The organism is Chryseobacterium aurantiacum (genome assembly GCF_003020585.1).
In the GTDB taxonomy this organism is placed as follows: Bacteria; Bacteroidota; Bacteroidia; order Flavobacteriales; family Weeksellaceae; genus Chryseobacterium; species Chryseobacterium aurantiacum.
Genome location: NZ_PXUE01000003.1, coordinates 166,333 through 179,731 on the forward strand (window position 1 = coordinate 166,333; position 13,399 = coordinate 179,731).

Here is a 13,399-nt window from a genome sequence, read left to right on the forward strand (position 1 = left end):
AAAGTTGACTTATTATTTCGTGTGCCAGTGTGGTTTGGAGGTGCACGAGCAGGAGTAGGAAACGGACTTATCTATAATACAACTAATAAATAACACTGAAGATGAATATACAGGAGAAAGTAATAATGTTTTTTAAAAAATGGGGAGTTTATAATGGTGAATTAAAAAACAAAACAATTATTAATGATATAAATGAAGATTTTATGGATTTGGAATGGTTATTTGAATCTTTCTTTAAAGAGTTTGATATTGAGAACAGCCATGATTTTGATGTTTATAAATATTTTTATCAAATATCATTTTTAAAAAAAATTTTGATAGAATTTGGATTTAAAATTAAAATAGAAAACAAACCATCAATAACAATACACCATATGATAGAGGTAGCAAAGCGAAAAGAATGGTTTGATCCTGAATAGAAGTTCAAATTGTTGTTTCTTTCTGATGTAAAAGTTGACTTATTATTTCGTATGCCAGTGTGGGAATAGCAAATGGTGTAGGAGAAATTTTCCAGATAGGAAGTCAGGTTGCCAATTCTTTAGGAAGTACCTGGACCATTGCAGCGAGAGCAGGAGCTAAAATGTCTTGGGCAAACTCTAGCATTATGAAAAAAATATTTTAAAATGTATCGTAATATTAAGTTTTTATTATTTTTAGCATCCATTCTCTGTTTAATAGGTTTATTCATCTATAATCACAACCCAAATCAAAAGTGGATTATCCATAATATTAAATATAGTTTTCACGGTATAATTATAGAAAAAGTAGATGTTCGAAAAGGAGTTCTTTCCCATGCTAAGATAAAAATAGGACAAAAAGATACTTTGATTTTTTTGAATAAAGTAGAGATGGTAAGTATTGGTGATAGCATAAAAAAGTTTACTAATAGTCCTTTCTATTATTATAAACATAACGGTTTATGGCATAAACAAGTTTTTGAAATTATATCTCAGGATTTACAGAATAGCAAAAATTTTCCAAAAGATTGGAAAAATAAATGTGATGGAGAATGGAAAGAGGCCTGTTTATAGGAACTATCATTTATAGTGATAGCTCCATAAAAGAGAGAGAAACTGTATACTTACATATTCTCAGATTGCAAAGATTATGCGATAGAATTACTTTATCATTATAAAGTAAACAATATTAAATTAAATATAGATGAGAGTAATAAACATTCAAACCCTAACTCTAGTATATATTCTCTGGCGGAATACTGAATAAATAATAACTACTGTTTGGGGTAAATAAGTTCTTATTAAGAAGATTAAAGATGGAAATTTAAAACTTATGGAATATCTGTAAGTTTTGGATTAGATTCAGTAGCAACTGGTGTTGATATTAACTTCAACAAGACAATGTCAGCCGATAGGTTTATTCAACTTAAATCAATCTTTAATAAATAGAAAACATGAATTATCGTACAGCTTTAATAATAATACTTTCCTTTTTCACTACTTTAAGTTGTAAGGATAAAGATGGCAAAGATCTTCGTGATTTTAATAATTATTCATTTAATACAATTATAGAAGGTGAAGGAACTTATGGTATTGGATATGAATTTGAAATTGAAAAACATAGGTATGCTAACAAAAAATATAATTTCTTTTATTATACAAAAAGTTTAGCGGAAAGAAAATTTTTAATACCAGGAAGTTTAGCAAATGATGAATTCCCCATATCTTGGAGAGAAGTTAATCTTCCTTTTAAAATTATTAAAAAAGCCAATAGTGATACATTATTAATCATTAAAAATAACAAAGTGTTTATATTTAAAAGAGTTAAAAATGATAATTAAGTAAATTAAAAAGAATGTTTATTTAAATATTAATAAATGAAAATCACGTATTTAAAGAAAGTCATAATGCTATTTTTATTTGCATTACTAATCTACTGTTCAAAAGATAAGGAGCAAAATAAACCTAAAAGTATTCCTTTAGAAAAATATAAAAAAGAGGTTCTGATGAATGGCAGTATTAATGCTTACAACCAACTAACACTATATTATCTTAACTCACCATTTCATAATAAAACCTTACCCTACTCAATTTTAATGGCAGATAAATATAATCATGGAGATGCCTGTCATGAGATCTTTGTACAAATAATTGGACTGAAACAAGCTCCAGGGACTCAACATTATGATATATCAATTTTTAATAAGTTGAATAAGGGTGAAAAGGAATATGTCTTATTTTATTTGAAAAAAGGAGCTAAACTGAAAAATATAGGATGTATAGTAGCTCTTAGAGACCTTGGTATTTCTGACAAGGATTAATACATTCAGAACGAATACCTTTGTTCTATTTAAAAACAAAAAACCACCGCTTTTGCGGTGGTTTAAAAAATCAAATCTAATTATGGACTGTAATTATAAATTGGGATTATTCTCAATTTCCTTCTGTGGAATACTGAATAAATAATAACTACTGTTTGGGGTAAATGCGTTCTTATTAGGAAGATCAAAGATGGAATGACCTCTACCATCAACTGTTTTCACAGTTCCGTTAGGTGTTGTTATCTGAACTTTGATAGGCTTTCCATCAGCATCTACAAATGGCTTTCTTACCACAGAACCTTGTGTTCTTATAATATCTGAAAGAGAGAATCCTTCTCCAAATAATTCTTTTCTTCTTTCAATCAAGATTTCATTCACCACATCATTTTGTGCCAACGGCCCGCTATATACATTAGCATTTCTTGCTGATCTCAATTGATTTAAAATAGCTACTGCCTGTGTCGTATTTCCGTTTCGCGCTTCTGATTCAGCTTCGATCAGGTACATCTCAGCAGCTCTCATGTAGACAATATCTGCAATAAGATTGGGTTTAAATTTAAATTTAGCATATCTCAGCAATCCCTCTCTTGCCGGAAGACCATCCCATGAAAACAACTGAGATCTGATATCGTTGGTATCAAACAAATTTTTAAAGAAAGGGTCTGCCATAAAACTGTAATAATAACTTCCTGATGAAGATACATCCAAGTAGTGGAAGGCATAACTGGCGTCTGATTGCTCCTGGGTTTGTGCATGTCCCCAGATCCACTCCACATTGTTAATATCATTGAAGCCCTCCTTATACTTTTCCGGAGCCATTAACGTAAATCCTTCTTTTGCAATTTTTGCAGCCGCAGAAGCTTTACTCCATTCCCCCGTATTCAGATAAACCCTTGCTAAAATCCCGTTTACTACATTTCGGTTGATTTTATCCTTATTATTTCTTGTATAATTTTTTAATAAATTATCTGCATCTGTAAGATCACTTTTAATTAAAGTATAGATGTCTTCCAGACTGGACTTTTTCTTTCCTACTGTACTTGTAGAGGAAGGTTCTGTATAAATGGGAGCCGTTAAAGCGGTTTTATCCTTAAGGTAACTGAACTGGTAAAAGCTGGCAATATTAAGATAACAGAAAGCACGTAATGCTTTCGCCTGCCCTTTCACCTGATTCTTTTTTTCCTGACTGCCCTCTGTTCCGTCTATTCTTGCAATAACATTGTTCATATTATTGATTGTAGAATAAAGCATAGTCCAGATAAACGACGGGCGACCTAATGTATTGTTGACCATTTCCGTAAAACCATAGGTAGACGCAAACCCATATTTATTGGTAAGTACAGCAACATCACTTCCCATGGCATCACTTGCCCTTAAAACAGTAGAGTAACCAATATTGGCAAAAGTGGTCCCGTCATTATTAAATTTTGCCCAGGTTCCGTTGATAACTGTCTCAGCATTTTCAGCTGTTTTAAAAACCTCTACACTATTAGACTGATCGGTTGGAGCTGTATCCAATTCACTTTCACAACTTGTCAGCGACCATAATCCTATTAGAGCAAGAGAGATATATTTTATTTTTTTCATTGTTTCAATTTTAAAGATTAAAGAGTTGCCTGAAGACCAAATGTAATTGTTCTCATTGCAGGATATCTATAGTAAGTTGTACCATCCAATGCCTGCTCAGGATCCATCCCTTTATGCTTATAGAATGTCAGAAGATTCTCTGCCTGAACATAAATTCTGAATTTCTTAAGTCCTATTTTTTCAAAATAATCTGACGGAAGTGTATACCCTATGCTCACATTTTTAAGTCTTGCATAAGTTCCTGAATATAAAAATCTTGTAGAGTTTGAAGTCCAGTTATTTGTTCTTGTACTTAAGGCAGGAACATCCGTGTTGGTATTTTCCGGCGTCCATCTATTCAACATTTCCACGCCCCATGCACGTCCTCCGGAATTTCCGTTATGCAGAACGGAAGTGTAATCTGTATCTAAAATTTTTCCTCCGATTTTAAATGTTAACAATGCAGAAAAATCAAAGTTCTTATAAGCAATACTTGTATTAATCCCTCCTGTTAGCTTAGGTAATGCAGAGCCTTGTAATATTTTTGTTGCTTTTGCATATTCAGAAGTTGTTCCCTCAACTGTATTTCCATTGGCATCCTTAGAAATTGTTTTCCATAATGGGCTTCCGTTACTTGGATCTACTCCTGCCCATTCCTGAATATAGAAATCATATACAGAACCTCCTTCTCTCAGCATTTTGGTTTGCCCTACAACAAGAGGTCCTTTTGGTAATTTGGTTATTTTGTTATTTAAAGTACTCAGGTTAACATCTACATTCCACTGGAAATTATCCGTTCTAACAGGTGTAGTGAATAATGAAAATTCAAAACCTGTATTCTGTATTGTTCCGATATTCGCAGGATAATCACTGATTCCTATAGACGGAGCAACCGGTACGTTGAACAGAAGATCCTGGCTTTCTCTTTTAAAATATTCGATATTTCCTTTAATTCTGTTTTTCAAAATCGCAAACTCTAATCCTACATTTAAGTTGAGATTGGTTTCCCATTTTAGATCCAGTGTACCTGCTTTTTCCAATGTTGTTCCAGATTCTCCACCCAGATTATAGGTTTTGTATAATTCCTGATAAGCATAATAAAGCGGCTCTCCATTGGGTCTTAATAATTTATCATTCCCTTGTCCACCATAACTGGCACGCAGGGTTAATTGATTGAAGAAATTTAGGTTTTTGATAAACTCTTCATTAGAAATTTTCCATGAAGCTCCTACAGACCAAAATCTTCCCCATCTGTTATCTCTACTGAATCTTGAAGAACTATCTGCCCTACCTGAAGCCGATAGGAAATAGGTATTGTTAAAATCATATTCAACTCTTCCAAGGTAACTTAACAGACTTAATTTATCACTTTTCCCACCAAAATCTACCAATAAAGAAGCAGCATCCGGCTCATAGTAATAAGGCAGACCAAAACGGTTTCTTGTCCCGGAAATAGTCTGATAATCGTATTTATAAAATTCCTGCCCTGCTAAAACATTAATATGGTGTTTCCCAAATTTCTTATCGTAGGTCAGAATATTACTGGTGGTGTAAGAAAGCGTTCTTGTGTTGGATTTTGTAACTGAACCTCCGATATCAACTCCTTGTCCAAGAAGCGGATTGGTATAATAATGTCCGTTATAATTCACTAAGTCAACAGAAAAGCTGGTCTTGAACTTCAATTCCGGAAGGAATGTAAACTCCATAAACCCTTTCCCTGAAAAGTTATCTTCCTTATTTTCATTTTTATCTAAAGGTAGACTTGCCGCAGCATTTTGATTCTGAAGAGCTACCGTAGGTCTGTATTTTCCGAAATCATAAATCTTATTTCCATCTGCATCCAACACATAAGATCCATCTGCATTTCTTTCATAGTAAGGATAGAATGATGGAACGAATCTCGCGGCATTAATAATGTTACTAGCCTTGGAATCTGAAGAGGTTGGAGCCTGCTGAAGACTGTTTGTATAACTTAAATTCACACCAACATTCAACCATTTTTTCACCTCAGAATTAATCTTTAATCTGGTATTATATCTTTTAAAGCCAGATTCAATAGCCATCCCTTTATCATCAAGATATCCTAATGAAAAGAAATAATTGCTTTTCTCACTTCCACCACTGATATCCAAATCTACCTGGTTTCTGGAAGCCACTCTTTGCAAAATATCTCTCCAGTCATCATTCCACAGAGGAGTTGCTCCCGGCAATAGTTTTCCATCTGTGCCTACAGGTTTTGAATAATTAATTCCGTAAGGGTTAATTCCCAGAGCTGAAACAATATTATCCGTTGCCATCTGCCCTGCCTGCTGTGCATTCACTTTATCAGACTGATATCCATTTCTCATGGCTTCCCAGTATAATTGAAAATACTGGTCTGTACTCACCTGTTCGTAATCTTTTACGGCTCTTCCTGAGAATCCCTGGCTAATATTAAGATTAACCTTTGCTTCTCCTTTCTTACCGGATTTTGTGGTAACGATGATAATTCCGTTCGCTCCTCTTGAACCATACAAGGCACTTGCCGTAGCATCTTTCAAAACACTGATGGATTCAATATCATTAGGGCTTATCGCGTTTATATTTCCGTCAAAAGGAATTCCATCCACAACAAATAAAGGATCGCTGGAAGCACTTACCGAACCAATTCCTCTGATTCGAATGGTAGACAAAGCCCCCGGTTGTCCTGAAGATCCCGTAGTCTGAACTCCGGCAACCTGTCCATCCAAAGCTTTCGTAATATTGGTGACAGGTCTGTTATTGATCTTATCCCCTGAAAGAGTGGCTACAGAACCGGTATAGCTATTTTTTTTAGCCTTTCCATAAGCTACCACTACTACTTCATCAATTTCCTTTTCTCTAAGTGTATCTTTTTTCGGCTTGGAATTCTGCCCACTTACGCCTACAATTCCTAAAAAAAATGCAGCAACTGGTGGAATCCAAACTTTAGAATTAATTAAATTTTTACCAAACATAATCAGTTTTATTTATCATATATTAAAATTTTGCCCTTTGCAGAAAAGTCAGCAAAGGGCATCGATAAATACGATAAACCAAATGCTTATTTTTCCTTTAAAGGCTGAATGTAACACCTTACGCGAAGCAGGTTGTTAAGATTTCGCAGGGTCAGTTCCCTCCATCTTTCTTTATAAGCCGATCGAAATATGGTTGCAAAGCTATAAACTTTTAGTCTACAAAACAAGTAGACTTATTATTTTTTCATGATAAATTTTCAAAAATTAACATAAGATTATATTAAAAGCCATTAAAATAAGGAGTTGCAGGAATTATCAATTTTTCAAACATGACAAATATCATTAAACATAATTCAATTGACAAAAACCAAAGACAAACAGAAATTTCTGAGCTTTAATTAAAAAAAGTTTTAATTTTATAGAATGAAAGTTTTGATTATAAACGGGCCCAACCTAAATCTTCTAGGCACCAGAGAACCTGAAATCTATGGTACGATTTCCATGGAAACTTATTTGGAGAATTTAAGATCCGAGTTTCATTCTCATGAATTAAAATATTACCAGTCTAATATTGAAGGAGAAATCATCAATAGACTTCAGGAGGATGATTTCGATGCCGTAGTGATCAATCCCGGAGCATTTACTCATTATTCTTATGCAATTGCAGACTGCTTAAAGAATATTCGAAAGCCAAAGATCGAGGTTCACATCAGCAATATTTACAAAAGAGAAGAGTTCAGACAAAAATCTGTAACTGCAGCTAACACTGATGCAGTTTTGTCCGGATTTGGAATGGATGGATACAGGCTGGCTTTATTGAGTATAAAGTAAGTTAAACAAAGAATTAAAAAATTCACAAGATGCTTCCGTATATACAATTTAATTTACATGTTAAATGTATTGCTCGCTGATTTAGCAGATTATGCAAATCTTAAAAAACATCATATGATTCTGTAAAGCTTATAATAAGTATAAAAACAAAAAAGCCTCATCAATGATGAGGCTTTTATTTATATAAACAATACTATTAGATTGTTTGTTGCTGTAATTGAGGCCCTGAAGGGATTAATCTCTTACCTTCCTCAGTATCACAATACTGTTCGAAGTTCTTGATATATCTTGAAGCAAGATCTTTTGCTTTTTCTTCCCATTCAGAAGCATTCTCATAAGTTTCTCTAGGATCCAGGATACCTGCAGAAACGTTTGGAAGCTCAGTAGGAATCTCAAGATTCATGATTGGAACCTGAGTTTTATGAGCATTATCAATAGATCCGTCAATGATAGCATCGATGATTGCTCTTGTATCTTTTAGAGAAATTCTCTTTCCTGTTCCGTTCCAACCTGTGTTTACTAGGTAAGCTTTAGCTCCGTGTTCTTTCATTTTACCAATCAAAGTTTTTGAATACATTGTTGGGTGTAATGTAAGAAACGCCTCACCAAATGCAGGTGAGAAAGATGGTTGAGGTTCTGTAATTCCTCTTTCTGTTCCGGCTAATTTAGATGTATAACCGCAAAGGAAGTGGTATTGAGCCTGATCTTCATTCAAGATGGAAACCGGAGGAAGTACCCCGAATGCATCCGCAGAAAGATAAACGATCTTCTTAGCATGACCAGCTTTAGATGGTAATACAATTTTATTGATATGGTAGATTGGATAAGAAACCCTTGTATTCTCAGTAATAGATCCGTCTGTATAATCTGCTACTCCATTGTTGATTACAACATTTTCAAGAAGTGCATCTCTTTTGATTGCTCTGAAGATATCCGGTTCTTTTTCTTCTGAAAGGTCAATAACTTTAGCGTAGCATCCTCCTTCATAGTTGAATACTCCGTTATTATCCCATCCATGCTCATCGTCACCGATAAGGTATCTTTTTGGATCTGCAGATAAAGTAGTTTTACCAGTTCCTGAAAGACCAAAGAATAAAGCAACATCACCTTTTTCTCCTACGTTTGCAGAACAGTGCATTGAAGCCATACCTTTTAATGGTAGGTAATAGTTCATCATAGCGAACATTCCTTTCTTCATTTCACCTCCGTACCAAGTACCTCCAATAATCTGTAGTTTTTCAGTAAGGTTGAACATAACGAAGTTTTCAGAGTTCAATCCTTGTGCTTCCCAGTTCGGGTTTGTCGTTTTAGAACCGTTGATTACAGTGAAATCAGGCTCTCCAAAGCTTTCCAGCTCATAATGAGAAGGACGGATAAACATATTAGTAACAAAATGCGCCTGCCATGCTACTTCAACGATAAATCTTACCTTAAGTCTTGTATCTGCATTTGTTCCACAGAAAGCATCTACAACATAAATTTTCTTTGCTTCAGCAAGTTGGTCCAGCACTAGTTCTTTACAAGACGCAAAAATTTCTGTACTCGTTGGTAAGTTTACTTTACCATCCCAGAAAATCGTATCTCTTGTAACATCATCCTGAACAATATATCTGTCTTTAGGTGAACGACCTGTGAAAATTCCTGTTTTTACTGATACCGCGCCAGATTCTGTAAGTTCAGCTTTCTCAAACCCTTGATTTTCAGGAGAAACTTCAGCCTGATATAATTCTTCGTAAGAAGGATTATACACTACTTCATAGTTTCCTTTAATCCCTAATTTCTCTAAATCCTGGATGATTTTAGTGTTTTTCATTTTACTTATATTTTCTATTTCTTTATTGACTTCAACAAAAATAATATTAATTATTTGTTAAAGGAGGTTTAAATATACTGATATAAGTCAGAATGACAAATAAAAAAACAGGACGGTAAATAACTGGTTATAAATCAATTATATTTTTCCATTCAAAAATAGTTGTAAAACCTTTCTCCCAAAAATAGTCTTTAAAGCCCCCAAATTTGGCACTCATCACAAAATCTCCACCCCAAGCGCCTAAACTTTTAACGAAAGAAGGGCAGTCTGAGAATATTTTTTCCTTAACTGTAGGAATCTCAAGAAAATAAGCAATTTTACGCTCATGAATCATCATTAATTCGGAAAAACTTTCCAATTCATTGCATAATAAAATTTTCTTTGTGATATCTGAAAATTCATCAACAAGTTCCGGAGACTTATTTTTTGATTTATAAAGATTAATCCCTTCTCTGCTATCCTGCTTTTGATTTAAATGGATAAAAATCAATTCATCTTTAAAGGAAGGGTTAAAATCTACCTTTTCAAACTTAATCTCAGGTTTGTTTTGAAAAAGAACAGCTGATTTCTCCTTTGCAACAGCAATATCATATCCGCTGCCCCCTAAACTGATGGTGTTTAAATGGAAAGGATCTATCTCTGCCCATTCTGAAAGGTTGTTCATTAAGGTAGAACTGCTTCCAAGTCCAAAATTAGCAGGAAACTGAAGATTTGTTTTTAAATGGTAAGTAAAGTTGGTTTTGAACTTCGTAGTAGAAAGCTGCTGAACATTTTTTAATGTCTTTAAAATAAATTCTGCGCTTGCTGGAATATTGGTTTCCAGAATCTGCCAGTTTTTATAATCTATAACTGCAGTTAACCAATGTTTGTCTTGATGTAGGGCTTCCCAAAAAATAAGGGATCTTGCATCATCTTTTTCTTCAAAAAAAAACTCTTGTCCCAGCTTGGTAGGTACCGCTAAGACAAGAGCTCCATCGATTGCGAAATATTCTGAAGTAAGCATAAGCTTTCCCGGTGAAAAAATCGCGTTCATATTTTTTTAATTAGATAGCAGAAGTAGCATCAACTGATCCATCAATTTTCTTGATTAATCCTTGAAGGGTTTTTCCTGGTCCAACTTCTACAAAGTTAGAAGCACCATCTTTGATCATATTCTGAACAGACTGAGTCCATTTTACAGGACCTGTAAGCTGAGCAATAAGATTTTGCTTAATCTCATCAGGGTTTGTTACCGCTGTAGTGGTAATATTCTGATATACAGGAATTGTTGCTTTTCTGAATTTTGTTTTTTCTATAGCTGCTGCCAGTCTTTCTTGTGCAGGCTGCATCAATGGTGAATGGAAAGCTCCATTTACCGGTAATAATAGGGCTCTTTTTGCTCCAGCTTCTTTTAGTTTAGCGCAAGCTTCTTCTACTGCAGCAGTTTCACCTGAAATTACCAATTGTCCCGGACAGTTATAGTTTGCAGGAACTACTATCCCATTGATCTGAGCACAGATTTCTTCAACCTTAGCATCTTCTAATCCTAAAATAGCTGCCATAGAACTTGGATTTGCATCACAAGCAGCCTGCATAGCCTTAGCTCTCTCGGATACTAGTTTCAAACCATCATCAAAAGATAAAACACCATTGGCAACCAACGCAGAGAACTCTCCTAGGGAATGTCCTGCTACCATTTCAGCCCCAAGACCATTTACTGCTTTTAATGCTGCTACTGAATGTATAAAAATTGAAGGTTGGGTAACCTCTGTTTTCTTTAGATCTGCATCCGTTCCGTTAAACATAATGGAAAGAATATCGAAACCTAAGATTTCATTAGCAGATTCCATCAGATCTTTAATATCTTTTCTGGAATCGTACAATTCTTTTCCCATTCCTATGAACTGAGAACCCTGACCTGGAAATACAAGTGCTTTCATGTATTGAATTAAATATTATGCAAATATAACTATAATGTTAACAATATTCCTTTTTATGAAGTATATCATTTAAGGAACTAACCTGATTACTCTGTAACCAGTATTTACATAAGCTCCATTAGCTTTTGATTTTACAAACTCAAATTTTGTTGCCAACTGAGTCTGAACCTTATTCATTTGTTTAAAGATTTCTCCTTTTTTATTTTCTCTTGTCAGCATATCATTAACAACATCAAAACCTACAACAGCATATTTTGGTGGTGTTTTGCAGTACTTAGTTTTATAAGCTGCTAGAATTTCCTTCTCAAAATTACCATCTGTATTGATTTTTCTATCCATTAGATATACCAAGCTTGCCTGGCTTAATTCATCCACTTTCTTTTCAAAAATAGGAGAATAGAACATACTGAAAGCCTTTACTCCCTGCACCTCTTTAGAAAGAGCAGTGATTTTGTTTGCAAAAGCATCTCCCATATCATCATTTGCCAAAATAGCAATTACCGGTGCAGATTGCCCTGTCATCATATTCTGATCTAACTGAATATCTGCCGGAGAATTAACAATAATAATATTAGGGTTCTTTACAGCTTTTTCCAGACCGGATTTAATGTAGTTCGCATTTTCTTTTTTAGCGTCTGCCACTACATATATTTTTTGATCTGAATACACTGCTTTTACTTCTTCTACAATCTTATCTGCATAGGTCTGATTGTTTGTTTCTACAATAATCAGATTGCTATAGTTGTATAATTCCGGTGTATTAGCAAATGGTGCTACTACAGGAATTTTTTGATTTTTAGTAAAATCAAGAACGTCAATTACGTTTGATTTGAAGAATGGACCGATAATAAGGTCTGTATTATCAGGATTAATCTGCGTTAGAGAATTTTTGAAAGAAGCTTCATTTCCTGAATCTACGATTTTTACATCCAGTTTCTGTCCAGCTTTTGCATTTCTTTCAATGGCTAGTTTGGCACCTGTCAAAAAGTCAAGAGCCATTCCTCTGTACTGCGTTTCATTTGTACTGTATCCGAAAGGAAGCATCAATACTACGCTTAGGACCTCTCCATTTTTCTTAACGTATGCAGCATCTTGTTTTTTGATTTTCAAAACCATTCCGGTCTTCAATCCATGTGAAAGATCCGGGTTAAGTGCGATCAATTCATCGATTGAAACACCAAATTTATTTACAATAGAGAATACAGTATCTCCCTGCTGAACAGTATAGGTTACGTAATCATCCCCTACTACCACATTGGAGGCTGTTGATGATTTTTCGTTTCCTGAATCCATTTTTTCTTTTGGATTAGCCACTGGTTCAGTAACGGAAGCTGTATTGCTATTTGATTTTTTAATTTTGATGGTATCACCAGGCTTTAAGCCTTTTTCTTCCAATCCTGGATTGAGAGCAAAAAGATCTTGTTGGCTGATGCCAAATTGTTTTGTAATTCTGTAATAATTATCCTTAGCCTGAATCACATACGCTTCTCCCTCAGCAGCAGCCGGTGTAGCCGTTACTGTTTTTTCTACGGGTGTTTCTACAGGTTTTGTAGCAACTACAGCCTGTTGGTCTCCGCCATATTTTTTAATACTTGTAAGAGGCAATGTAATTTCGTCACCAATTTTCATGTGAGAATCCAATTCAGGATTCAACTTTCTTAAATCGGTTTCAGAGATTCGGTATTGTTTTGTAATTCCGTAAATGGTCTGCTTTGGCTGTAAAACAATCTTACCCACTGCTGTACCTGCCGTATGGGTTACTTTTTCAGCAACCACTGCTTTGGTAACAGCCGGAGTTGTTTTCTCAGAATTTATAGTTAAAACATCTCCAATAGCCAGTTTGCCATCTTTATGTTTTGGGTTTAGCTTCAGCAATTCATCTACAGTTATTCCATACTTTTTTGCAATGTTGTAAGGATTATCACCTTGTACAACCGTATGTGATTTCTGGGCTGAAACTCCCAAAACCATACATAAACTGGATAGAATAAAAAACCTCTTTATCATATTCGATAAT

The 13,399-nt window shown here is 34.5% G+C and carries 12 protein-coding genes and 1 riboswitch; of the genes, 6 read left to right on the forward strand and 6 right to left on the reverse strand.

Annotation, left to right across the window (positions count from 1 at the left end; translation table 11 throughout):
- The first annotated feature begins 101 nt into the window (after positions 1–101).
- The 5 genes from C7D53_RS12965 to C7D53_RS12980 all read left to right on the forward strand — a co-directional run bounded on the left by C7D53_RS12965 (position 102) and on the right by C7D53_RS12980 (position 2,278).
- Positions 102–419, forward strand: a complete 318-nt coding sequence (locus C7D53_RS12965; protein ID WP_106916868.1) for a DUF1493 family protein — start codon at positions 102–104, stop codon at positions 417–419.
- Positions 420–478: 59 nt separating this feature from the next.
- The gene (locus C7D53_RS20945; RefSeq protein WP_162926171.1) at positions 479–622 is read left to right on the forward strand and encodes a hypothetical protein; all 144 of its coding nucleotides are present in this window, start codon (positions 479–481) and stop codon (positions 620–622) included.
- Between the two features lies 1 nt (position 623).
- Positions 624–1,031 (forward strand): hypothetical protein, encoded by a 408-nt coding sequence (locus C7D53_RS12970; protein WP_106916869.1) that lies wholly within the window; start codon positions 624–626, stop codon positions 1,029–1,031.
- A 380-nt stretch (positions 1,032–1,411) separates the two neighbouring features.
- Entirely contained in the window at positions 1,412–1,798 is a 387-nt protein-coding gene (locus C7D53_RS12975; RefSeq protein WP_106916870.1) for a hypothetical protein, read from the forward strand.
- Positions 1,799–1,834: 36 nt separating this feature from the next.
- Positions 1,835–2,278, forward strand: a complete 444-nt coding sequence (locus tag C7D53_RS12980) for a hypothetical protein (protein WP_106916871.1) — start codon at positions 1,835–1,837, stop codon at positions 2,276–2,278.
- Positions 2,279–2,371: 93 nt separating this feature from the next.
- On the opposite strand, the gene C7D53_RS12985 is transcribed toward C7D53_RS12980, so the two are convergent.
- Both C7D53_RS12985 and C7D53_RS12990 read right to left on the reverse strand, forming a co-directional pair.
- The gene (locus tag C7D53_RS12985; RefSeq protein ID WP_106916872.1) at positions 2,372–3,865 is read right to left on the reverse strand and encodes a RagB/SusD family nutrient uptake outer membrane protein; all 1,494 of its coding nucleotides are present in this window, start codon (positions 3,863–3,865) and stop codon (positions 2,372–2,374) included.
- A gap of 17 nt (positions 3,866–3,882) precedes the next feature.
- On the reverse strand, positions 3,883–6,819 hold the full coding sequence (locus C7D53_RS12990) for a SusC/RagA family TonB-linked outer membrane protein (protein ID WP_106916873.1): 2,937 nt from the start codon (positions 6,817–6,819) through the stop codon (positions 3,883–3,885).
- Between the two features lie 83 nt (positions 6,820–6,902).
- A riboswitch (SAM riboswitch) is annotated at positions 6,903–6,999 on the reverse strand.
- A gap of 243 nt (positions 7,000–7,242) precedes the next feature.
- On the opposite strand from C7D53_RS12990, the gene C7D53_RS12995 reads away from it, so the two are divergent.
- A complete protein-coding gene (locus C7D53_RS12995) occupies positions 7,243–7,650 on the forward strand; it encodes a type II 3-dehydroquinate dehydratase (protein WP_106916874.1) in 408 nt (135 codons plus the stop codon).
- 196 nt (positions 7,651–7,846) lie between these two features.
- Here C7D53_RS12995 and pckA read toward each other — a convergent pair whose 3' ends face one another.
- The 4 genes from pckA to C7D53_RS13015 form a co-directional block, all read right to left on the reverse strand.
- Positions 7,847–9,463 (reverse strand): phosphoenolpyruvate carboxykinase (ATP), encoded by a 1,617-nt coding sequence (gene pckA, locus C7D53_RS13000; RefSeq protein WP_106916875.1) that lies wholly within the window; start codon positions 9,461–9,463, stop codon positions 7,847–7,849.
- Between the two features lie 127 nt (positions 9,464–9,590).
- Positions 9,591–10,496, reverse strand: coding sequence for a GYDIA family GHMP kinase (locus tag C7D53_RS13005; RefSeq protein ID WP_106916876.1), 906 nt, complete (start codon positions 10,494–10,496; stop codon positions 9,591–9,593).
- Between the two features lie 10 nt (positions 10,497–10,506).
- The gene (gene fabD, locus C7D53_RS13010) at positions 10,507–11,382 is read right to left on the reverse strand and encodes an ACP S-malonyltransferase (RefSeq protein ID WP_106916877.1); all 876 of its coding nucleotides are present in this window, start codon (positions 11,380–11,382) and stop codon (positions 10,507–10,509) included.
- 69 nt (positions 11,383–11,451) lie between these two features.
- Entirely contained in the window at positions 11,452–13,389 is a 1,938-nt protein-coding gene (locus C7D53_RS13015) for an amino acid ABC transporter substrate-binding protein (protein ID WP_228422332.1), read from the reverse strand.
- Positions 13,390–13,399: the final 10 nt, after the last annotated feature.

What these genes read in the sequence shown, in the direction of transcription:
- C7D53_RS12965 (WP_106916868.1), top strand. Translation starts at nt 102, where the DNA reads ATGAATATACAGGAGAAAGTAATAATGTTTTTTAAAAAATGGGGAGTT.
- C7D53_RS12970 (WP_106916869.1), top strand. Translation starts at nt 624, where the DNA reads ATGTATCGTAATATTAAGTTTTTATTATTTTTAGCATCCATTCTCTGT.
- C7D53_RS12975 (WP_106916870.1), top strand. Translation starts at nt 1,412, where the DNA reads ATGAATTATCGTACAGCTTTAATAATAATACTTTCCTTTTTCACTACT.
- C7D53_RS12980 (WP_106916871.1), top strand. Translation starts at nt 1,835, where the DNA reads ATGAAAATCACGTATTTAAAGAAAGTCATAATGCTATTTTTATTTGCA.
- C7D53_RS12985 (WP_106916872.1), bottom strand. Translation starts at nt 3,865, where the DNA reads ATGAAAAAAATAAAATATATCTCTCTTGCTCTAATAGGATTATGGTCG.
- C7D53_RS12990 (WP_106916873.1), bottom strand. Translation starts at nt 6,819, where the DNA reads ATGTTTGGTAAAAATTTAATTAATTCTAAAGTTTGGATTCCACCAGTT.
- C7D53_RS12995 (WP_106916874.1), top strand. Translation starts at nt 7,243, where the DNA reads ATGAAAGTTTTGATTATAAACGGGCCCAACCTAAATCTTCTAGGCACC.
- pckA (WP_106916875.1), bottom strand. Translation starts at nt 9,463, where the DNA reads ATGAAAAACACTAAAATCATCCAGGATTTAGAGAAATTAGGGATTAAA.
- C7D53_RS13005 (WP_106916876.1), bottom strand. Translation starts at nt 10,496, where the DNA reads ATGAACGCGATTTTTTCACCGGGAAAGCTTATGCTTACTTCAGAATAT.
- fabD (WP_106916877.1), bottom strand. Translation starts at nt 11,382, where the DNA reads ATGAAAGCACTTGTATTTCCAGGTCAGGGTTCTCAGTTCATAGGAATG.
- C7D53_RS13015 (WP_228422332.1), bottom strand. Translation starts at nt 13,389, where the DNA reads ATGATAAAGAGGTTTTTTATTCTATCCAGTTTATGTATGGTTTTGGGA.